The sequence below is a fragment of the Flavobacterium arcticum genome, assembly GCF_003344925.1.
In the GTDB taxonomy this organism is placed as follows: domain Bacteria; phylum Bacteroidota; class Bacteroidia; order Flavobacteriales; family Flavobacteriaceae; genus Flavobacterium; species Flavobacterium arcticum.
Window position 1 is genome coordinate 177,787 of the sequence record NZ_CP031188.1, and the last position, 21,842, is coordinate 199,628.

At 34.8% G+C, this 21,842-nt stretch carries 17 protein-coding genes; 2 read left to right on the forward strand and 15 right to left on the reverse strand.

The features are described 5' to 3' along the window. Window positions 1-56: 56 nt before the first annotated feature. The 14 genes from rpsU to DVK85_RS00860 form a co-directional block, all read right to left on the reverse strand. Complete coding sequence (gene rpsU, locus DVK85_RS00795; RefSeq protein WP_114676607.1) at window positions 57-251, reverse strand: 30S ribosomal protein S21; 195 nt, start codon at window positions 249-251, stop codon at window positions 57-59. A 70-nt stretch (window positions 252-321) separates the two neighbouring features. Beyond that, on the reverse strand, window positions 322-1,686 hold the full coding sequence (locus tag DVK85_RS00800; RefSeq protein WP_114676608.1) for an alpha-amylase: 1,365 nt from the start codon (window positions 1,684-1,686) through the stop codon (window positions 322-324). A gap of 163 nt (window positions 1,687-1,849) precedes the next feature. Then, window positions 1,850-2,992, reverse strand: coding sequence for an acyl-CoA dehydrogenase family protein (locus DVK85_RS00805; RefSeq protein ID WP_114676609.1), 1,143 nt, complete (start codon window positions 2,990-2,992; stop codon window positions 1,850-1,852). Between the two features lie 16 nt (window positions 2,993-3,008). Next, entirely contained in the window at window positions 3,009-4,310 is a 1,302-nt protein-coding gene (locus tag DVK85_RS00810; protein ID WP_114676610.1) for a helix-hairpin-helix domain-containing protein, read from the reverse strand. Between the two features lie 11 nt (window positions 4,311-4,321). Further along, on the reverse strand, window positions 4,322-4,549 hold the full coding sequence (locus tag DVK85_RS00815; protein ID WP_114676611.1) for a PspC domain-containing protein: 228 nt from the start codon (window positions 4,547-4,549) through the stop codon (window positions 4,322-4,324). A gap of 71 nt (window positions 4,550-4,620) precedes the next feature. After that, the gene (locus tag DVK85_RS00820) at window positions 4,621-5,889 is read right to left on the reverse strand and encodes a DUF2851 family protein (protein ID WP_114676612.1); all 1,269 of its coding nucleotides are present in this window, start codon (window positions 5,887-5,889) and stop codon (window positions 4,621-4,623) included. 53 nt (window positions 5,890-5,942) lie between these two features. Beyond that, complete coding sequence (locus DVK85_RS00825) at window positions 5,943-6,455, reverse strand: 3'-5' exonuclease (protein WP_114676613.1); 513 nt, start codon at window positions 6,453-6,455, stop codon at window positions 5,943-5,945. 51 nt (window positions 6,456-6,506) lie between these two features. Then, the gene (locus DVK85_RS00830; protein WP_114676614.1) at window positions 6,507-7,868 is read right to left on the reverse strand and encodes a pyridoxal-phosphate dependent enzyme; all 1,362 of its coding nucleotides are present in this window, start codon (window positions 7,866-7,868) and stop codon (window positions 6,507-6,509) included. Window positions 7,869-7,953: 85 nt separating this feature from the next. Then, window positions 7,954-9,912 carry a putative porin gene (locus tag DVK85_RS00835; RefSeq protein ID WP_114676615.1) on the reverse strand — a complete coding sequence of 653 codons (1,959 nt, stop codon included), beginning with the start codon at window positions 9,910-9,912 and terminating at the stop codon, window positions 7,954-7,956. Window positions 9,913-10,022: 110 nt separating this feature from the next. Next, a complete protein-coding gene (locus tag DVK85_RS00840) occupies window positions 10,023-10,883 on the reverse strand; it encodes a hypothetical protein (protein ID WP_114676616.1) in 861 nt (286 codons plus the stop codon). A 27-nt stretch (window positions 10,884-10,910) separates the two neighbouring features. Then, window positions 10,911-11,768 carry a hypothetical protein gene (locus DVK85_RS00845; protein ID WP_114676617.1) on the reverse strand — a complete coding sequence of 286 codons (858 nt, stop codon included), beginning with the start codon at window positions 11,766-11,768 and terminating at the stop codon, window positions 10,911-10,913. An 11-nt stretch (window positions 11,769-11,779) separates the two neighbouring features. Next, complete coding sequence (locus tag DVK85_RS00850) at window positions 11,780-13,294, reverse strand: RagB/SusD family nutrient uptake outer membrane protein (protein WP_162845322.1); 1,515 nt, start codon at window positions 13,292-13,294, stop codon at window positions 11,780-11,782. A 10-nt stretch (window positions 13,295-13,304) separates the two neighbouring features. After that, on the reverse strand, window positions 13,305-16,382 hold the full coding sequence (locus tag DVK85_RS00855; RefSeq protein WP_114676619.1) for a SusC/RagA family TonB-linked outer membrane protein: 3,078 nt from the start codon (window positions 16,380-16,382) through the stop codon (window positions 13,305-13,307). A gap of 199 nt (window positions 16,383-16,581) precedes the next feature. Further along, window positions 16,582-18,465, reverse strand: coding sequence for a S8 family serine peptidase (locus tag DVK85_RS00860; protein ID WP_114676620.1), 1,884 nt, complete (start codon window positions 18,463-18,465; stop codon window positions 16,582-16,584). A 171-nt stretch (window positions 18,466-18,636) separates the two neighbouring features. Between DVK85_RS00860 and DVK85_RS00865 the strand changes: the two genes are divergently transcribed. Then, the gene (locus DVK85_RS00865) at window positions 18,637-19,254 is read left to right on the forward strand and encodes a ribonuclease HII (protein WP_114676621.1); all 618 of its coding nucleotides are present in this window, start codon (window positions 18,637-18,639) and stop codon (window positions 19,252-19,254) included. A 20-nt stretch (window positions 19,255-19,274) separates the two neighbouring features. Here DVK85_RS00865 and lipB read toward each other — a convergent pair whose 3' ends face one another. After that, window positions 19,275-19,988: a lipoyl(octanoyl) transferase LipB gene (gene lipB / locus DVK85_RS00870; RefSeq protein WP_114676622.1), complete on the reverse strand. Its 714-nt coding sequence runs from the start codon at window positions 19,986-19,988 to the stop codon at window positions 19,275-19,277. A gap of 135 nt (window positions 19,989-20,123) precedes the next feature. Here lipB and lysS point away from each other — a divergent pair, with 135 nt between their 5' ends. Next, window positions 20,124-21,818 (forward strand): lysine--tRNA ligase, encoded by a 1,695-nt coding sequence (gene lysS, locus DVK85_RS00875; protein WP_114676623.1) that lies wholly within the window; start codon window positions 20,124-20,126, stop codon window positions 21,816-21,818. The last annotated feature ends 24 nt before the right edge of the window (window positions 21,819-21,842 follow it).

A 21,842-nucleotide genomic window follows, 5' to 3' on the forward strand; every position in this document is an offset into this window, starting at 1 on the left:
ACAAAAGTAAACTTTTACTGGTAACGGTTAGTATTATTGATCCTAAAAATTAAGGATTAATTTTCTTCTGCATCTCTTAAACCTTGTATGTAAGATGCTTTTTGTACTTGCACCCTTCTTACAACTGATGGTTTTGTGAATTGTTGACGTTTTCTTAGTTGACGTACAACTCCAGTTTTGTCAAACTTTCTTTTATAGCGCTTTAATGCTCTATCGATATTTTCTCCGTCTTTAATTGGTATAATTAACATAATATAACACCTCCTCTCGTTAAGGGTGCAAATTTACAAATTTCTATTAACCCACCAAGCTTTTATCTATTTATTTTACCGACCATATTGTATAACCGTTTGGCGGTGCTTGTATTTTAACCCAAGAATCGCCTTGTGTGGTAGGCTCCCACCCCGAATTACCTGTGTAATCTTTAATTATGGTACTAGACCAATTGGTATCTACCCAGCGCTCTTGCCATGAATTACTAGTATTTATATACACAATAATCCCAGGGCTTCCGTCACGTCGAGCAACATACTCATCGTTGTCAGCATACAAGTAACTTGTACCTCCTGATGCTTTGTTGTTATGTATCCATATCAGGTTATTTAATTTGTTTTTATCTAACCAATCTTCATAATCTCTATAAAAAAGACATGGGTATCCTTCGTGAGTTAATATATAAGCATAAGCCAATAATTTATTTGTATATATTTCATCAGTATCATGATTCGCTACAAACGTTACTGCTCTATATGAATTACGCTTTAGCAACATATCGCCATTAAGCTGCGTAAGATCGTTATTGTTAAAAGCATCGCGCATTTTATAATAACACGCAAAATCGAAAGCACTCGCCTCTGCTTGTCCTGTCCACGTTTCCAATAAAGCAGCGTTACCATCCCAGTACTCTCCTACTGCAAAACCACCTACAGCATTTTTAAAGTTTTTTACCACCCATGGCTCAAACCCTTTCACATAGTCGAAACGCCAACCATCAAAACCCATTACATTTTTATAATATTTAGCAATAGAGTTACTGTTATTATAAAGCCAGTCTTGCACATATACTTTATCATGACAGATGTCTGGGTAACCTCCAAAAGCACCCGCATCATTAGCATGTACATCATTAGGATGAAAATCATTGTAAGAGCGTACAAACAATCCTGAGGCGGGTTGAAAGTCAGTATAAGTATTTCCTCCTGTATATGGGTTATATTGCGATGCACCACCACTACAATGATTAACAACAATATCAGCTATAACACTAAGGTCATTAGTATGCGCAGTACTGATTAATGATTGGATTTCGCTAAGCGAACCAAAACGCGTTTCAGTATTACCCATTTGGTTATAGCTTCCAAAATCAAAATAATCAAAAGGGTCATACCCCATAGAGTATCCTCCACCAGCAGCTTTAGTGGCAGGTGGTAACCAAATGGCATCAATACCGGCACTTGCCCACGAAGGGACTTTACTCGAAACCGTGTTCCACCAAACACCATTACCGGGAACATCCCAATAGAATGCTTGCATCATTACTTTTGAACCAATGGAGCGGCTTGCTGTTTCTTGATGTAAAGGTGTTTGAAGTTGTGCGGTTTGCTCTTCTTGATATAGAGCATCTGAATCTTTACTACACCCCCATAAAAACAGAACTGAGGCAAATAATGTAAATGTATATTTCATAATTAATAATGTTTTAGTTGATTAAATATATAAAATAATAACACTATAATTAACACTTCTTCAAAACACACAATACTACAACGTTGTAATGTTAACAACTTAAAACAAAAAAGAGCAACTTAGATTAAGTTGCTCTTTTTTAGACATTTATATTTTAAATATCCTATCCTTTTAATAGATTTCTAGATATAACAAGTTTCTGTATCTCTGTAGTACCTTCACCTATAGTGCATAGTTTAGAGTCTCTATAGAACTTCTCAACTGGATAATCTTTGGTATAACCATATCCACCATGTATTTGTACTGCTTCGTTAGAAACACGCACACATACCTCTGATGAGTACATTTTACCCATTGCTCCAGCAACAGTCATTTTTCTATTATTATTTTTAAGATAAGCTGCTTTATGTAATAACAATTCTGATGCTTCTATCTCAGTAGCCATATCAGCAAGTTTAAATGCTATACCTTGGAAGCTGCTTATTGGTTGCCCAAACTGGTGACGCTCTTTAGAGTATTTAAGAGCTGCTTCATAAGCTCCTTTAGCAATACCTAATGATAAAGCCCCAATAGATATACGACCACCATCTAATATTTTCATAGCTTGAATAAAACCATCTCCTACTTCGCCAAGTCTATTAGCATCAGGAATACGACAGTTGTCAAATATAAGTTCGGCAGTTTCGCTGGCGCGCATACCTAATTTATCTTCTTTTTTACCACTGGTAAAACCTTCCATTCCTTTTTCGAAAACAAAAGCAGTCATACCGCGAGAATCTCCTTTTTCTCCTGTACGCACTATAACTACTGCAATATCTCCTGATTTTGCATGTGTAATAAAGTTTTTAGCTCCGTTTACTACCCAGTAATCACCATCTTTTACAGCTGTAGTATTCATACCACCTGCATCAGATCCTGTATTGTGCTCTGTTAATCCCCAAGCACCAATATGCTCGGCAGTTGCTAATTTTGGTATCCATTTCTTTTTTTGCTCTTCGTTAGCAAATGTAAGAATATGGTTAGTACAAAGCGAGTTGTGTGCCGCAACTGATAACCCTATAGACGGATCTACTTTTGATATCTCTTCTACTATGGTAATATACTCATGGTAACCTAAGCCTGAACCACCTAATTCTTCGGGTACAAGAACACCCATAAAGCCCATTTCTCCTAATTTTTTAAATAAATCTACTGGGAAAAATTGTGTATCATCCCATTCTCTCATAAATGGACGGATATGCTGCTCTGCAAAATCCCTGATTGACTGTGCAATCATTGTCTGTGTTTCGCTATAGTCGAAGTTCATTTTTATACCTTTTATTTTAGAATTTCAAATATAAGGCAATTATTTTTTCTTTTTCAACAGGAAAACCATTAATTTTTGTTAATTCTTCAATATTACCTATTCTTCCTTGTACCTTTCTTTTTGCAATTATATTACTTGCAATAGTTTCATTAAAATAAGGAAAAGAGCTCAATTCATTTAATGATGCTGTATTGATATTTATTGTTTTAACCCTTGGTTTCCCTACAACTGTAAAACGTTTTTTAAGCTCTTCGTTAGTGTTAGGTGTATAATCTCTAAAATCAAAATCGTCCATTTGTTCCATGCTTACGTAAGCACCAAGCTGTTCCCTTCTTTCTAATATCCGTTTTGAATATACAGGACCTATTCCGTAAATAGCTATTAACTGATCGGCAGTAGCTTTATTAATATCTATTACTGCCGCATTATTCTTTTTATTTACCCAATCTGGAAACTTAAAGTAAGGTGATATCGCTTTCAATAAGCTATCAGATACTTTTGTTACCTCCTGAAATTCTTCAGCACTATTTACATACTTGTTTTTTGCCCTAAAATCTCTAATTCGCTTTAACTCTTTTGAAGATAAACCAATCAGTTGTGCTTTAAAATCGGATATGTAATTAGGGTTAAAAGGATAAATCTCTACAGTCTTATTCTGTCTTTCTGTTACCCAATCGGGGAATTTAAAATAGGGTTCTATCTTTTTTAAGCGGCTGTCCGATATTTTTGTAACCTCCTGAAAATCTTTAGCACTATTTATATATTTATTCGTTTTACGAAATTTACGAATACGTGCTAGTTCTTGTTTTGATAAACCTATTAGCTTTGCTTTATAGTCCGATATATAGTTTGGGTTAAATGGATATATCTTTGCCCCCCTCTTCCCTTTCTTATTTTTAACCCAACTGGGGAATTTAAAATAAGGTGCTATCTTTTCTAAAAGACTATCCGATACTTTTGTGACTTCCTGAAATTCTTCGGCACTATTTACATACTTTTTCGTTTCCCTAAATTTGTGAAGCCTGTCTATTTCGGCATTACTCATCCCTAATGTATAGCCCTTATAATCGGTAATATAATTGGGATTAAAAGGGTATATTTTATAGGCTGCTTTAGCTTTTCGGGCTTTTAGAGTATCTATTTGAGTTTGTAAGGCTAACCACTCTTTTTGTTCTTCAGATTGTCTTGCTTCACTCTGCCAATTGCGAGAAGTTGTAACAAAATAAGTAGCTTGTACAACTATTATAAGTAATAATAATGCTACGATGCCTTTGCGCTGCCCTTTTGTATAGTGAAAGAAAAAACGGAATGGCTGCATTATGGTCTATTTTATAAGTCGAATACTGAAGTTCGTTTTGTGTAAACCATATCTTTCAGGCGCAGCCAAAAAGCCAGTGTTAGATACACGCCAAACCAAAGCCCTACCGTTACAAACGAGATATAGATAAAAAACAAACGCACATTAGTAGCTCGCATACCTAACCTATCGGCAAGGCGCGACGATACATGAAAGCCGTTGCGCTCAAAAAAGTGACGTATTTTAGTTACAAATGACATTACTTGTTTTTTATATTATAAATTACGTTTTCAAATTTACACAATCCTGTTTAGGGTACATCAAAAAAAAATTACTTTTTCAGTAACTCCAGCCCTATACTGCATTGCATACAGCGTTTATTATTACAATATTCATTTTTAAGCTGTAACAAAGCCTGTGTATCATACGCCGAGGTAACAGGTATTTTATAGTGTTTAAATTTTTCTATAATAGAATTTTTTTCGGGTGGCAGTTGTTGTAACAACTGCAATAACTCTTCACTCGTTTCTTCTCCCCTGCTTTTGGCATAGGCAAATCTAAATGGAATAACAGTGTTTATAATCAAAAGGTCGATAAACGATTTGGTAAGTGCTTTTCGCTTTTTTGAGCTTTCTTTATCAAATGTGTAATGGGTTTGCCAATATGATGATACTGTTATAGAAAATATTTTATAAATATCCTCGACAGTGTTGAGCGTTATAATTTTCGAGAACAAATTTTGATGAACATGGTAGAGTTGCGCCAATTGTGATAATCGTATCGTAGGGAAATTATCTGGGCGATGTCTAAAAAACTCAGGTTTATTAATGTGTACTAATTCTAAACGGTGCTTGGTAACTATATAATTATATCTTGTAATAAGATCTTTTGGGTAAAAATCTTCGCACTTATCATCCAGAAGCCCTGTGCTCCCCATTAGTAATGCTTCTAAATTCTCTACTTCAAAACTTTCTTTGCGTACTACACTAAAAGGCAATGATTTTGCCATAGCATAAAACGTATCACCATTAATATTTAACCCAAAGTTCTTTGCGAGAAAACAAAACAATACCGCTTCCCAATCGCCATTAGTTGCTGCCGCGAGCTGTACTATAGGCAATGCTTTGCGTTCTAACCGTTCAAAAAATAAACGTTCTTTCCAATTTTCTAATACAAAACTGTTAAGTGTTTCTAGTTCTTTTTCGCAGTAAATCCAAGTTTTAGCTGATGATAGTGCATTGTAATTATTGAGTACCTGAGCCTCTACATAATTTTTTAATTCTAAAACGGGTATCTCGGTGGTATCTTGACGTATTACCTCCGTATCATGTTCCCACACTACGTGTAGTATTACATTATCATAAGCGGCATCGCGTTCGTGACTGTGTAAATACCAGTCGGATGACTTGATGTGTATTTCTACATTTCCTGCCCAAGTTTGGCTACCGATACGCAGTTGTGCATTGAAAAAATCAGGACCCGATTGCTGTAAATATTGCCCCGAGTTTATAATTTCGATAGGTTCGCCCTTTACAGTGGTTAAATTTTGTATATCAAATTTTTTAAACTGCCAGATATGGTGGAGGAAGTCTTCTTTCATTTTGCTGTTGGATTGCAGCTAAAATAAAGAAATTTATAAAATACTCCGTAATTTTATAAATGTAATTTCATCTGATTATCATGCAATATATACAACTTAGCACACGCTCGTGCATCGGATAATGCTTCATGGTGATTTAAAGCTATCCCGTTACGGTCGCTACAGGCTTTAAGGTTAGCGGGTTTATACCCTTTGGCTCTATATATTCGGCAGGTACATTCCCACTTGTCAGCTATTTCTAGTTCGTCATAATACAAGCCATACCAGCGCATGGTTTTAGCAAGTACATTACGGTCAAAAGCTTCATTGTGAGCCACAATTTTCCTACCAAACAAACGCTTGTGTATTTCGGGGTATAAGTCATCAAACATAGGCTTATCTAATGTTTCAACAGGCTTTATACCATGTACCATTATATTGCGATACCAATATTCATTATTAGGTGGCTGAATGAGGGTATAGTATTCTTCAGTGATAATACTATCCTCTACAGTCACAATACCCACAGCACAGGCACTATGTGAATGCCCTGTTGCGGTTTCGAAGTCTATAGCAGTAAATGTCATGTATAAAAAGAAAAAGAGCCCTAAGGCTCTTTAAATATAATAAATTATTATTTATTTGATAGCACCAATAATATCATATTTGGTAATAATATGGTGTTTACCATTACCTAAATCTACCAATACAGCTTGGTTATCTTTATTTATTAGCTTCGCTATTTCTTCTATAGCTGCATTAGCGTTTACTATTGGGTAAGGTCTACCCATTACTTCTTTTATAGGTTTCTCGGCAATGTCTTTGTTTTCCACATAACTTCTAAATAAATCTGCTTCATCTACAGATCCTACAAAACCTGTAATATCCATAACAGGAATTTGCGATATTTTATATTTACGCATTCTTTCAATAGCGTGTGACACTAACTCCTCTGTACGTACTACTACAAGTGGGGTATCTACATGCTCTTTAATTAAGTCTTCTGCTTTTGTAGGCTCGTCTTCAAGAAAACCACGCTCACGCATCCAGTCATCATTAAACATTTTACCTACATAACGACTACCACTATCGTGGAATAATACTACAACTACGTCTTCAGGTTTAAACTGCTCTTTTAATTGCAATAATCCTTTAATTGCAGCACCCGCAGAGTTACCCACAAAGATTCCTTCTTCCATTGCTATTTTACGCGTATATACAGCAGCATCCTTATCGGTTACTTTTGTAAAACCATCTATTAAAGAAAAGTCTACATTTTTAGGTAAAATATCTTCGCCAATACCTTCGGTTATATAAGAATAAATTTCGTTCTCGTCAAAAACACCAGTTTCATGATATTTTTTAAATACAGAACCATAGGTATCTATACCCCATATTTTAATATTCGGGTTTTTCTCTTTAAGATATTTCCCTACGCCTGATATCGTTCCTCCTGTACCAACACCTACAATAAAGTGAGTTATTTTACCCTCTGTTTGTTCCCAAATTTCAGGACCTGTCTGCTCATAGTGTGCTGTAGCATTCGATGGGTTATCATACTGGTTTACATACCAAGAATTTGGTGTCTCTGTAGACAAACGCTTTGACACGGAATAGTACGAACGTGGATCGGTAGGATCTACATCGGTTGGGCACACCACAACCTTAGCTCCTACTGCCCTTAATATATCCATTTTTTCTTTAGACTGTTTATCAGAAATTACGCAAATAAGTTTATAGCCTTTTACAATAGCAGCAAGCGCAAGCCCCATACCTGTATTACCAGATGTTCCTTCTATTATAGTACCTCCAGGTTGTAACCTGCCATCTGCCTCTGCATCTTCTATCATTTTAACCGCCATTCTATCTTTTACAGAGTTGCCAGGGTTAAAAGTTTCTACTTTTGCCAGTACCAGAGCATCTACATCTTGTGTAACTTTATTAAGTTGTACAAGTGGTGTATTACCTATGGTTTCTAGTATGTTTTTTGCGTATTTCATTTGTAATTTTATTGTCTTTATAAAAAATTTAAGCAAAGATATTATATCTCTTGCAAAGAAAATAATGAATTTCCTGTCTTAACTGTTATGTAAAGAAATCCCATATTACGCCAAACCTTATTGTAAAGTCACGATAAGGTTGGTTAGGCGCCGAATAATAGTTATACCCAGAAAAGCCTGAATTAAAATGTTCTGCTTTTAAAAACACCCTAAACGTTTGTATTTTGGCATTAATAAAGAAGTCCATTAACGGATAATCGCCTATTTTCTTTTTCTCTTGTATATAAAATTCACCAATAACTGGATTATAATCATTCGCATAATACTTAGAGAAATACTGGAAAGTAATACCTGTTTGAATGTATAGTGCATTTTTAAAGAAATGGTCTGAGAAGTATAACGTATTCCTTGTCACAAATTTTGGCACATTAAGAATATTCTCTGATTGATCAACTTGTTGATACAATACGGTATTATCTAAAGCAAGTTTCCAAAACTTAAACTCTTTATTTATTTTTAATGATAAATAGTTAATAGTATTATCATATTGTTTAGGACTCACTTCTAATCTAGTAACTTCGTCATCCTCTGTATTTACAACATCATCACTAAAATATAACTGATCTTTCAACACGCTATATTGTAGCGATGCCGAAATCCATTGTGTTTTTGCTTCTACTTCAAAGTTGTTTATTTTTTCATTATTGAAATTCTCACTCCAATTGTATTCCTCATAATCACTTTGAAAAAGTCTAAAATTAAGATTAGGCAGTTTATTCATGTTTTGATATCGAAGAAAAACACTGTTCCTTTCATCAAAAGTATATCGTGCTGATGCATCGATATTGGCAAGCGATTGGTCGGTAATGGAGTTAGAAATTAAAATGCTCCCTTTCCATTTGTCTTTTTGATAGCTATAACGGGCACCATAAGTATTAATTCTATCACTTACTTTATTTGGTATATCAATAGTACCATCAGGATATAACACAATACTATTATAGTAATAATTATAATTATAATCTTCTACATAAAACTCAAGATCACCTATAGTTTCGTTAGAATAAGCCGCTCCAAACATATTATACATTTTGTTGTACTTAGTTTTATCGTTGATAGATGATGTAAGTGCACGTCCGAAACGATCAGACGGTGTTGGCTGGGTATATTCGAAAGATTTATTTTCGTAATTAAATCTATGGTGTAGCACTATGCTATTAGGATTACTTTTACTAAGTCTAAAAGTGTGATCTATAAAGTAGCGATTACCTTTAAGCAATGATGTTGCATCATTGAGATATACTTCAAGTCGAGCGCGTTCATCATATGGAGCTTCACTACTCTCAAAATTTTCGGTATTTACAATACCTCCATTTTCTTGATTAGAAAAATCCTGAACTGTCATGTGTAGCCTTAGTATATAACGTCTATCAGTAGTATTATAACTGGTAATAAATCTAAAGTTACCGTTACTAGATAGCGAGTTTATATATTTACCTATAGAGCGCAAACCTTTGTAACCAATAGCTAGATTTAAATTCTCGGATGTATTTACTGTTATAGAAGCGTCTAGTATTTGACCTTGCTCTAAAACTGAACGATAAAACAAATCGGTAAACGGTGTGGCAACATGATAGTAATTTATATCATTAACTTCCATGTATGCAAAATGTTTTGCTGTAAAACCAAACTCAGGAAAAGGAGAATAATCCTTTAAGCCATAATCAAGGGTATTATAGGTTTGTCCTATATTATGAAATGGTAATAAACCGAATATATCTTTACGTAAATAGTTTTCAGTATACTCCTTTTGTATTGTTAACGACGTATCAATATAAGTAGTATCTCGCTCAATACTGATAATTTTATACATATCAATAGTAGCAATACTATCTGAAACAGTAGGTACTGTAGTTGTTCTATTATTTTTAGATACACTAGTAGTATCTGTAATGTTTCTGGAGTTTCTTTTTTGCAATACCTGACTAAAAACTATACAGGGTAGTAATAAAGAAAAACAAACTAAAATAAACTTCTTATACATGAATAGCCTTATAATACATAGCAAAGATAATTTTTTATACGTTAAAGCGCATAAAAAAACCCGCTTATATAAGCGGGTTTAATTTAAAACTGGTAATATATAAATATATATTAGTTAGGATATATTCTATTAAGAACTACATTTTGGACACCAGTTGTTGTTGTACCAAAACGTAATTTAAAAGAAAGATCAATAACACCTTCACAAGCATCATAAGTACCTTCAATATCTCCTACATAAAAATCAGCTGCAACATCACCATTAAAGTAAAGGAAATTTTCTGAAAAATCAGGACCACTTATCGTACCGTCTTCATTTATAAAAACACGAGTTTCAGATACTGAGTCATCAGTAAACAATTTACTAATATTCGAGATTATTATTTCGTTAGAAGCTGCTCCTTGAGATATTAAGTATGTCAACTCATCTTCTTCTTCTAGCTCTACAAAAGTATCTTCAGAGATACCTAGTAAAGAGTCTCTGTTACCTTTATTGATTCTAACAATATAAGTTACAGGCTCCGTATCATCTGGATGACCAATAACAACATTATTACGGCTAGTTTCTGTCAAAGTGATTACAAATCCTATCGAAGATTCAATTGTCTCTGGATAGTCTATTGTTATTGTACCTTCAAGACTACCTTTAGGAAAAACAGCATACCCTGAATGACTAATAACACCTTCAGAAGTCCCTTCAAAATCAGTAATTGTATACTCTACTTGTAACCCATCTTTATTAGTGGGAGCATCAAGCAAAAGTGGCACAATTATTTGACGAGATTCTACTTCGCAACCTGCTATACCATAAGCAAAATTCGGCAATGGCTCAGCTATTGATCCTAAATTAAATGTAACCCATCCACTCTCTGGATCATCAAAAAACCTTCCGTCATTTGGGTCATTATCACCACTACATCCTACTAAAGAAAGAGCAGCAATTACTATAAAACTATAAAATATTTTTTTCATAAGTGATTGTATCTTTTAAACTAATTACTAATTTACTTTAGTAAACTTAATGATCGTATTTTGTGGTCCACCGCCACAATTAGACGTTGAATTTTCAATAACAGTCATTTCAAAATACGAATCATCATTGGTATTATAAGCAGATCTATCTTCAAGGTCAGCTGGAGCAAAGGTAAGTGAGCTATCATCAGGATCATCTGCACACGCTACTCCACTAGCAACTTTTTCTCCTAAGTTAAGATAATTACATGCAAAAGCTATAATAACTTCTTCGCTACCACCGTAACCAGGGTAAGCGGTTGCAGCAAATACTCTTTCATATGGAGTACTACCTTCAGCAAGAACAACCTCACCTGCCTCAAAACCAGGAAGATCAGTGAAATAGTTCTCTGCAACTTCCATATAATACGTACCTGTGAAATCTGATTGTAATGGACAAACTTCGTAAATATTTACTGTAGCAGTAAGACTATCAGAATATTCGAAAGTCTCATCGGCATTAGTAATAGTCATTGTAAAAGTCTTGTTTGTCTCATCTACAAGATCGTTATCTACACCTGAAATTGTAAAAAAGCCTTGATATGAACCTGCAAGTATAGTAACGGTAGAAGGAACTGTAAAAGTTGCTGGATTTGCAGCTGATGAGTTATCAGGGAATCCTATTTCTATATCATATACTCTATCAGTATCAGTAACTGTACTGGCATTAAAAACTACATTAACTTCTCCTGTAGAATTTTGTACTATTGGCAAAAGATATACAGATCTTGAAAAAGAAATATAAGTATCATTTTGCTCATAATTACCGTTATAGATAATTGGCTCGGTATCTTCACATGAAGCGAAAATAAACGCTATAGCTAATAATTTAAATAATGTTTTCATTTTTTTTTTTTTTAATTATAACCTAGATTTTGTTCTATACTAGGGTTCGCATTAATCTCGCTACGAGGGATTGGCATAGTGAATCTATAATCACCCGCTGGCAAGTTACATGGTGCTGCAAAAGATGCACAGTCACGAGAATCACGATCTATACCTATTCCTAGTTCTGCACCAAGACGTTTAAGGTCTATATATCTATGTCCTTCAAAAGCAAGCTCTTTACGTCTTTCTTTTAATATATCTCTTAGAGCTATATCTATAGTACCGTAACTAAAAGTAGGTACATTTACTGTATATCTATTTGAACGAAGATCTCTAACTGTAGCAGCTGCATCTTCTAGCTGACCTGCACGAGCTTGAACTTCTGCACGAATCAACAACATTTCTGCCCATCGTATAATTTTAATATCATTTATACTTTGACCAAATTGACCTCCAGGATATTTACCTATAAGTAAAATATCATTACCGTCATTACTCACTACAGATGTAGGTTGTAAAAGAATACCACCTAATCTTATGTCAGAATCAGGATCAGCATCTCCATCTCCATCAACATCAAACGAATCATACAAACCATAAGATAATTCAAAGAAAGGACTACCGTCTATAGTTGCACCATTAGCATAAAATAATGAAACAACTGGATTATCACCATCTTTTCTTGCAAGTGTCCATATATTTTCTACTGTAAGAGCATCTTCAGTATACATAGTTCTATAATTATCACCTGATACCAAATCATAATATCCGTCATCACCTACTGCATCAACATATGTTCCTGCAAGTGTATAATTACCCTCACATAGAGCAACACGAGCTTGAATAGCTTTAATTACTCTTTCGTTAATATAATATGCTTCATAAGATACAGCTGTTTCTCTTAAGTAGAAATCACCTATAAGGTCAGAAGCTTCAGTCAAATCATTATTAATAAACTCGAAAACTTCTCCTGTAGTATTTCTAGGATAAACATCTACAATTTCAGGAACAAAGTCCATAATAATAACGCCTGGAGCACTTGGGTTTTGATAATCTGGAGAAAAGTACTGCAATAATTCAAAATGAGCTAAAGCTCTTAATGTTAATGCTTGTGCTTTTATTTGATTTGCTTGCTCTATTTCAGAAGCACTCTCAAGTGTTGGGAATATTCTATCCCATGCTTTTAATAACCTGTTTGAATAATTAATTAAAGCATACCTTGAAGACCAAAGAGTACCAGGGAACTGAGTACCTGGCTGTATTATAAAACTATACTCTTGGTTACCTTGGCCTGAACTATTAACTCCTCTTTTTACTCCATCTGTAAAAAGCTCGTTAAAAAGTATTATATCTGCAGTACCATTGCTTCCCGCATCGGGAGTATAAGCAGCATACACTCCGTTCAAACCTGTTTGTAAATCTGTTACGGTTTGGTATGCATTGTCTTCAGTTAATTCGTCTGCCTGATTAATATCAATAGCATCGTCGCAGGAAACAAATCCTAAAAATAAAGCTAATAAGCTAAATTTAAATATTTTTTTCATAGTCAATTTTTTAAAAATTAATAACGGCACCAAATGTGTAAATTCTAGGTGTTGGATAGTTACCTCTATCAGTAGCTCTAAATCCACCTTCAGCATCCCAGCCTCTCCAAGAACTAAAAGTTAAAAGATTCTCACCTTGAACATAGAATCTTAATCCGCTAATAGGAAGATCTGCTAACATATCTTGATTAAAGCTATATCCAAATTGAATATTTCTAAGTCTAAGGAAAGAAGCATCTTCAAGATATCTATCTGTAGAGTTAACATAATCTACAGCACCATAAGGGTTACCTACACGAGGAACACTTGTTATATCTCCAGGAGCTGTCCATGCAGTTGCAGTACTAACAACTCTGTTAGAACCATCATCAATTACGTTAGTTTCCTCAAGCTCTGCATAATCAAGGTTGTTTCTGTATAGATCTGCAAAATAACTCCATTGTGTATTAAATTCAAATCCTTTATACTTCACGTTTGTACCAAAACCACCTTGCCATACAGGGTAGATGGATTTACCTGTATCTACTCTATCTGCATCTGTAAGTGTCTCTGTTAGACCTCCATCAGCTTTATAGAATAATGGGTTACCATTTGCTGGGTTAACACCTGCATAATTCACTATATAGAATGTACCAACCGCAGAACCTTCAATTAACGCAGTAGATCCTCCACTTGTAACTACACCATCATATGCTTCAGGTAACTCTCTAATTTTATTTTTGTTGTATGAAGTATTACCGTTTACTGAAATTCTCCAGTCTCCTTTATCATATACAACATATTTTAATGACACTTCAAGACCTTTATTTTCCATAGCACCAATATTTGTATCTATAGATGAAGTTGCATTTATAGGAGATATAGGAGTATCTTGGAAAAGTTGTGTTGTCAATTTCTTATACACATCTACACTACCTGTTAGTTTATTATCCCAAACACCAAAGTCAACACCTACATTCGTTTGCTCTGTTTCTTCCCAACGCAAGTCAGTATAAGCAATCTGTGCAGGGTAAGTAGCATTTGTACCATTATAACCACTACCTGATGTATACAGGTTACGATAACGGTTAAGAGCAGAGTATTGTGCATTATTTATACGTTGGTTACCTGAAGTACCATATGAAGCTCTAAGCTTAAGCATATTAATCTCAGAACCAGACATAAAGTTTTCACTATCGATATTCCAACGACCACCTACTGACCAGAATGTACCCCATTGATTGTCATCTATAAATCTAAATGAAGCATCACGTCTTACCGTTGCAGAAATACCATATTTATCATCGTAGCTATAATCTACATTGGTAAAGTATGAAAATAACCCCTCTGTATACTTAACCGAACCAATAGTTGGTATATAAGGCTGTGTAGCATTAGTATTAGTATTATTATCTAAATCTTCAAAAATACCAGAATCAACAAAACCAGCACCTGTACCCACAAGTCTTGGATCTATACCTCTTTGTTCAAAGTTTATCGCATTATAATGTGATTTATTATACTCTATAAATGCTGATGCATCAACAGTGTGCTTTTCTGCAAAAGTATTATTATAGTTAAGACTAAAAGTAGAATTAAATCTAAAATCTCTACTTGCTGTCTCTGTATGAACACCACCATATTCAGCATTTTGATCTACCTGAAATGGACCTAAAAGACTTCTTGGGTCTAATATTTCTAATGTTTGATAAGCTGAATAATCTATACCTAACTGAACAGCAGCAGTAACGTTTTTCATGAAGTTATAATCCGCAGAAAAACCACCTAGCATTTTCAGTTCATCTTCTGTATCCTTATTCATTTTTGCCGAATTAAGCAAAACGTAAGGAACCATGTCAACTGTAATTGCATTTGGATCTCCAGGAGTTAAACCTCCATCACTTGTAACACTACCATCTGCGTTATAAGGTGACAAATATGGAAGACCGTGTAGTGCAGCTCTAAAAGGAGCAAAGAACACAGCATTACTACCTGCACCATCTATACCATTAGATCTTGAAAAGTTAATATTCAGATTTAATGAATAATTAAATTTACCATTTTCAGACTTTCCTGCAAAGTTATTTCTAACAGTAAAACGCTTAAAGTTAGTATTTAAGAAAGTACCATCTTGTTCAAAGTAACTTAACGAAGTAAAATTGTTAGAGTTTTCTGAACCTGAAGTAATAGCTAAATCATGAGATTTAGTAACCCCTTTTCTAAAGAAAATATCTGTCCAGTATGTATTTGCTTGTTTTGCTCTAGCATCAAGCTCAGCATCACTTAATTCAGCACCATACCCTACTCCATTATCTTTCTGGAATTGTAAAAGTTGTTTTGAACTCATCAAGTCCATATTAAGGTTTTGAAGTTCAGTATAACCAAATTGAGTAGTATATCTAAACTTAAGTTTTTGATTATACCCTCCTTTTTTAGTCGTTATAACAATTACACCATTAGCACCCCTGTTACCGTAAATTGAAGTCGCCGCAGCATCTTTCAATATACTGTAAGAAGCAATGTCATTTTGGCTTATACTTCTAAAACCATCTTCATCAACAGGAATACCATCGACTACGAATAGAGGCTCAACATTACCATTAATAGTACCAACACCACGAAGGATGATTGTACTATCTGCTCCAGGCTGACCTGATCCAGTACCAATGTTAAGACCAGCAACCTGACCTTGAAGATTTTGAATAAGCGATGCATTAGCCCTATCCTCTACCTCTGCTACAGAGAGAGTAGTAATAGCAGCAACAGTTGATCGTTGTGTCGTACTACGATACTTATCTACAACAACCGTTTCTAGTTCTTCTGCACTAAGCACTACATCTATAACGTTGGAATCTCCAACGGTTACACTTTGAGCGTTAAAACTCACATAGGAGAATTCTAAAACTTCTCCTTTAGACACTTTGATAGAGTATTTACCATCAATATCTGTCTGCACGTTTCGTGGTGTTCCTTTAACGAGAACACTTGCATTAGGCAGTGGACCAATCTTATCGGACACTGTACCTGATACTGTTTTCTCCTGCGCAAAAGAGAAACCAAATGAAAACGCTAATAATAGCGTCATAATCCAAGTAAACTTCGATCTCATACTTTATTAATTTGAGTTAGTTAACCGCAAACTTCTTAATAATTTATTAATAAAACAAATATTACTTCGGAATAATAATGTTAAATCAATAGCCTAAATTATTACGAAATCTAAAGCCTTTGTTTTAAATAGATACAAATTATTAAGAAAGGTTGCGTATAAATTTTTTATTCTGAAGAAATAACAAACTTTACGTTTGTTATTTTATTACTATTTTTTTCGACTCTGTATAAGCCCCATTATCAACATTTACCGTTAACAAGTATACTCCCGAAGCAACACTTGAAACATCTAAATTTGTTTTAGAAGCACCAAAATCTTTAACAACTCTTCCTTGAATATCATATAGAACAGCTTGAGTTACTGAATTTGATAAGGAATTATCAAGAGTTATATTTAGGATATCTTGAGCAGGGTTAGGATATACTCCAAATTTAGCAATTTGCTTATCAGAAACACTTGCTAAATCAGTAACACCACTTACTATTAAAGAATATTTTTGTGGAATAAAGTTCTCAAGAACCCCTTTATGGGTAACCTCTATTGTATACACCTCACCTGCGGTAGGGTTATCAATCTCTATAACCTCAACATTATCAACAATATTATCTGCTTTTACTGCAGTTAAACCACTAGTAAGTTTCCAAGGAAAGAAAGTTTCACCATCTTTAGTAATTCTAATATCTAAATCATTCACTAAAACAGGGGTAGCCAAATTTTCGACACCACTATTTATAGGTCCAGCTAAATCTCTCCACGAGATTGTTGCTTTTAACATATCAGAATTAGCCGCAGTAACAGTTTTAGTATATACTTGACTCTGACTTAATGTATTTTCTTCGATTACAGCAGTAGTAGCTGAATTATCTGCCGAAATAAGTTGAACGGCGCTAGTAACATTTACAAGCCCCCAACCAAAACGATGATCAGGACCTGCAGCCGTACCAGCCTCATCTGCGGTATGAATCATTAAACCTTTTACAGTTGCAGCCATCATAAAATTACCGTTAAGCTCATTATAATGTTGCTGCATTAAAGTAAGTGAAGCTGCTATACCGGGCGCAGCCATAGAAGTACCCTGTAATGTTGCGTAATCACTATTACTATTATCATAACAAGAATAAACACCAACACCTTGAGTCGCTATATCTGGTTTAATTCTATAATCATCTGTTGGACCATAACTACTAAATGAAGACATTTGCACAGAACCAGGACCTGAATAAGGATCAACCTCATTACAAGCAGCTACTGTAACAACATTTTTTGCATTACCATCTCCAACTATTATATTATTCTCTTCGTTAACCCTATCATTACCCGCAGCAAAAACAGGTAAATAATAATCATGATCAAACAACATATCATCCCACGATGCTGCCTCAACATCATAAGCACCTTTTTTCCAAGCTGGTTGAATATCAAAATCTACACCATAAGAATGGTTAGAAACTAAAAGCCCTTGATCTGCTCTTGCACTTGCCTCAGATCGGTCATTTTGAGCATTATGCGCCCAAAGTGTTGCAGAATAAGCAAGTCCTTTTGCTGCAGGATCTGAAACCCCTCGACCTATCATCGTACCAGACACATGCGTAGCGTGTCCGTTATTATCACTAGGACCACTAAATGTTGCACCATCCATAACAGTAACAGCTCCATTTAAATCATTATGTGAAGTTCTTACACTACCAGGCTCCCAAACCCCTATTATCATGTTTTGCCCAGTTATATTAAGTGCAAAAATACCTCCTGGCTGAACAGCAGGAACGCGTGCTGTTTTTCTAGCACCATCATTATAAGGCATTATATAAATTGGCTGATCATCTTCAGTCACCCCCACTAATGTAGAAGTATACCCTTTTTTCTTCATCTCTAGAGGCCAGCCTTTAATAGCTGCAAGCTCTAATGCTCTTTCATAGCTTTCATCTTCTTGAAGTTTTAACCTCTCGTATAACTCTTTGTTTTTTTGTAAATCATAGTGCTTTACAATTTCTGCCCTTTGTTCTGGTGTTTGTGCTAGAGCAGTTAAGCTGCTTCCTAGCGCCAAAGCCAAAACAAAAAGTTTTACAGTATTTTTTTTCATTTCTTAATTATTAATAGTTAATAGCGTATTTGGTTAGAAAAATTCAATTAATTACATTTTTCTAAAAAAAAGATTAGCAAAAATATAAATTAAAATCATTCTATGTATGTTAATTTTTTATTTTAGCATATGGTATATACATTTGTATAATAATTAACAAAAATGCGTTTAATGTTATTATCTAATTTTTCGGGAATTTATTATGAAACAGGTACTGACGAAGCCGGAAGAGGTTGTCTTGCAGGACCTGTCACAGCAGCAGCAGTTATACTAACTGAAGATTTTGAAATAGAATTACTTAATGATTCTAAACAGTTAAACGAAAAAACCCGTAACTTACTAAAACCTCTTATAGAGGAGAAAGCCGTATCTTATTCCGTAACAAATATCGAGCCGAAAATAGTAGATGAGATAAACATTTTAAATGCGTCAATTAAAGCAATGCAAGAATGCATCATGAAACTTGACCCAAAACCATCCTATATAATAGTAGATGGTAATCGCTTTAAACCTATTAAAGACATACCCTATAGTTGTATTGTAAAAGGAGATAGTAAATACATGAGTATTGCCGCAGCATCTGTGCTCGCAAAAACATACAGAGATGAGTATATGGCGAAAATTCACGAAGAATATCCAATGTATAATTGGAAGAAAAACAAAGGTTACCCTACTAAAGAACACAGAGAGGCTATAAGAAAATATGGTATTACAAAATACCACCGAAAATCGTTTAGGCTATTACCAGAACAATTAGAACTCGATTTTAAATATCACGAAAACATATAACTCTCTATACCTACACCTAACTATAGTTCTGCACTAATAAGAACTTCTGATTCAAAAAGAGTTGAAAAATGTTTTAGGATTTTTGCTTTAACCTCGCTTTCATCTACCCTATCTACGCCAAGCTCTACGTTTAAAGATGTTACTGCTTTATCTTTTATTCCGCACGGAATGATATTATCAAAATACCCCAAGTTAGCATTTACATTAAATGCGAAGCCATGCATAGTAACCCATCGGGATGCCCTTACTCCCATAGCACATATTTTGCGCGCAAACGGAGTACCTACATCAAGCCAAACCCCCGTTTCCCCTTCACTTCGGGTAGCAGCAACACCATACTCTGCCATAGTTAATATAATTGCTTCTTCAAGCAGTCGCAGGTACTTATGTATATCTGTAAAAAAATTCTCCAAGTCTAGTATCGGGTAGCCTACTATTTGCCCTGGACCGTGGTAAGTAATATCGCCTCCTCTATTTATTTTATAAAATGTAGCTCCTTTTTCGGCTAACTGTTTTTCATTAAGCAAGAGGTTTTCTATATCGCCACTTTTACCCAATGTATATACATGCGGATGCTCTACATACAATAAATAGTTTGGCGTTTCGGTTTCTAACCCCTCTCGTCTATTATTTATTTTTATATCAAGTATCTTTTTAAAAAGTTGCTCTTGGTAATCCCATGCCTCTTTATAATCCATCACTCCAAGATCCAGAAGCTGTACTTTTTTATTCATTATATGTATCTATATATTATAATACAAAATTACAAAACTTTTATATAGCAACTCTCATGAAGCTTAAGCAAACAAACCCGATTGCTTATTTACTAATAATCATTATCTTTGCGAGCTTAAAAAACTCATATAATCATGCAGCTTTCAGAACAAGAAATCATTCGTAGAGAAAAACTGGATGCGCTGAGAAAACTCGGCATCAATCCATATCCCGCAAACCTTTATCCTGTAAACCATACCAGTAAACAGGTAAAGAATGATTTTACTGAAGGTAAGAAGGTTATCATTGCAGGTCGTATCATGTCTTTCCGTATACAAGGTAAAGCATCATTTGCAGAGTTACAGGATAGCGAAGGTCGTATTCAGGTGTATATTAACCGAGATGAAATATGCCCCGATGAAGACAAAACCAAGTACAATGAGGTTTTTAAAAAACTACTTGATCTTGGCGACTTTATAGGTGTAGAAGGAGAGCTTTTCACCACAAAAGTTGGCGAAAAATCAGTACGTGTAAACGATTTTACAGTATTAAGCAAAGCACTTAGACCATTACCATTACCTAAAAAAGATGTCGATGGTAACGTATTTGATGGTTTTACTGATGAAGAGTTACGTTACCGTATGCGCTATGTAGACCTTGTGGTTAACCCGCAGGTTAAAGATGTTTTTGTAAAAAGAACAAAACTCTTTAATGCTATGCGCAACTTTTTTAACGACAAAGGTTATTTCGAAGTTGAAACACCAATATTACAACCTATAGCAGGTGGTGCAGCAGCACGCCCTTTTGAAACACACCACAACTCATTAGATATTCCGCTATATATGCGTATAGCCAATGAGCTATACCTAAAAAGACTTATAGTAGGTGGTTTTGACGGTGTTTATGAATTTAGTAAAAACTTTCGTAATGAAGGTATGGACAGGACGCATAATCCTGAGTTTACCGCAATGGAGATATATGTAGCCTATAAAGACTACAACTGGATGATGGAGTTTACCGAAAACCTGCTTGAACACTGTGCAACAGCTGTTAACGGCACTACTGAAGCTACTTTTGGCGAGCATAAAGTAAACTTTAAAGCGCCGTATGCAAGGGTAACTATGACCGATGCTATTAAGCAATTTACAGGGTTTGATATTACAGGAAAAACAGAAGAAGAATTATTTGAGGCTGCCAAAGGCATGGGTATCGATGTAAATGATACTATGGGTAAAGGTAAATTGATAGATGAAATATTTGGCGAAAAGTGTGAGGGCAACTTTATACAACCTACTTTTATAACAGATTACCCTAAAGAGATGAGCCCACTATGTAAAGAGCACCGTGATAACCCAGAGCTTACTGAGCGCTTTGAACTTATGGTGTGCGGTAAGGAAATAGCCAATGCTTATAGTGAACTTAACGACCCTATAGACCAAAGACAACGTTTTGAAGCTCAGTTAAAACTAAGCGAGCGTGGCGATGATGAAGCAGGACAATTTATAGATAATGATTTTCTTCGTGCATTAGAATATGGTATGCCGCCTACATCTGGGCTTGGTATTGGTATGGACAGGCTTATTATGTTCTTAACCAACAACCCATCGATACAAGAGGTACTATTCTTCCCGCAAATGCGACCGGAGAAGAAAGCCCCTGAGATGTCTGCTGATGAACTGAATATCTACTCAATAATTGATAGTGCAAGCGAAAAAATGCTACTAAGCGAAGTAAAAGAAAAAACTGGTTATAGCGGTAAGAAATGGGACAACACAATTAAAGCTATGACTGCTAAAAGCATCGTAAAGGTTAGTAAAACGGATGAAGGCTTGTTTATAGAAATCAACTAATAAATATAGTAATCCTAGAGAATA

Bases quoted from the DNA above. Each gene is read 5' to 3' on its own strand.
- rpsU (WP_114676607.1), bottom strand. From the start codon at position 251: ATGTTAATTATACCAATTAAAGACGGAGAAAATATCGATAGAGCATTA.
- DVK85_RS00800 (WP_114676608.1), bottom strand. From the start codon at position 1,686: ATGAAATATACATTTACATTATTTGCCTCAGTTCTGTTTTTATGGGGG.
- DVK85_RS00805 (WP_114676609.1), bottom strand. From the start codon at position 2,992: ATGAACTTCGACTATAGCGAAACACAGACAATGATTGCACAGTCAATC.
- DVK85_RS00810 (WP_114676610.1), bottom strand. From the start codon at position 4,310: ATGCAGCCATTCCGTTTTTTCTTTCACTATACAAAAGGGCAGCGCAAA.
- DVK85_RS00815 (WP_114676611.1), bottom strand. From the start codon at position 4,549: ATGTCATTTGTAACTAAAATACGTCACTTTTTTGAGCGCAACGGCTTT.
- DVK85_RS00820 (WP_114676612.1), bottom strand. From the start codon at position 5,889: ATGAAAGAAGACTTCCTCCACCATATCTGGCAGTTTAAAAAATTTGAT.
- DVK85_RS00825 (WP_114676613.1), bottom strand. From the start codon at position 6,455: ATGACATTTACTGCTATAGACTTCGAAACCGCAACAGGGCATTCACAT.
- DVK85_RS00830 (WP_114676614.1), bottom strand. From the start codon at position 7,868: ATGAAATACGCAAAAAACATACTAGAAACCATAGGTAATACACCACTT.
- DVK85_RS00835 (WP_114676615.1), bottom strand. From the start codon at position 9,912: ATGTATAAGAAGTTTATTTTAGTTTGTTTTTCTTTATTACTACCCTGT.
- DVK85_RS00840 (WP_114676616.1), bottom strand. From the start codon at position 10,883: ATGAAAAAAATATTTTATAGTTTTATAGTAATTGCTGCTCTTTCTTTA.
- DVK85_RS00845 (WP_114676617.1), bottom strand. From the start codon at position 11,768: ATGAAAACATTATTTAAATTATTAGCTATAGCGTTTATTTTCGCTTCA.
- DVK85_RS00850 (WP_162845322.1), bottom strand. From the start codon at position 13,294: ATGAAAAAAATATTTAAATTTAGCTTATTAGCTTTATTTTTAGGATTT.
- DVK85_RS00855 (WP_114676619.1), bottom strand. From the start codon at position 16,382: ATGAGATCGAAGTTTACTTGGATTATGACGCTATTATTAGCGTTTTCA.
- DVK85_RS00860 (WP_114676620.1), bottom strand. From the start codon at position 18,465: ATGAAAAAAAATACTGTAAAACTTTTTGTTTTGGCTTTGGCGCTAGGA.
- DVK85_RS00865 (WP_114676621.1), top strand. From the start codon at position 18,637: ATGTTATTATCTAATTTTTCGGGAATTTATTATGAAACAGGTACTGAC.
- lipB (WP_114676622.1), bottom strand. From the start codon at position 19,988: ATGAATAAAAAAGTACAGCTTCTGGATCTTGGAGTGATGGATTATAAA.
- lysS (WP_114676623.1), top strand. From the start codon at position 20,124: ATGCAGCTTTCAGAACAAGAAATCATTCGTAGAGAAAAACTGGATGCG.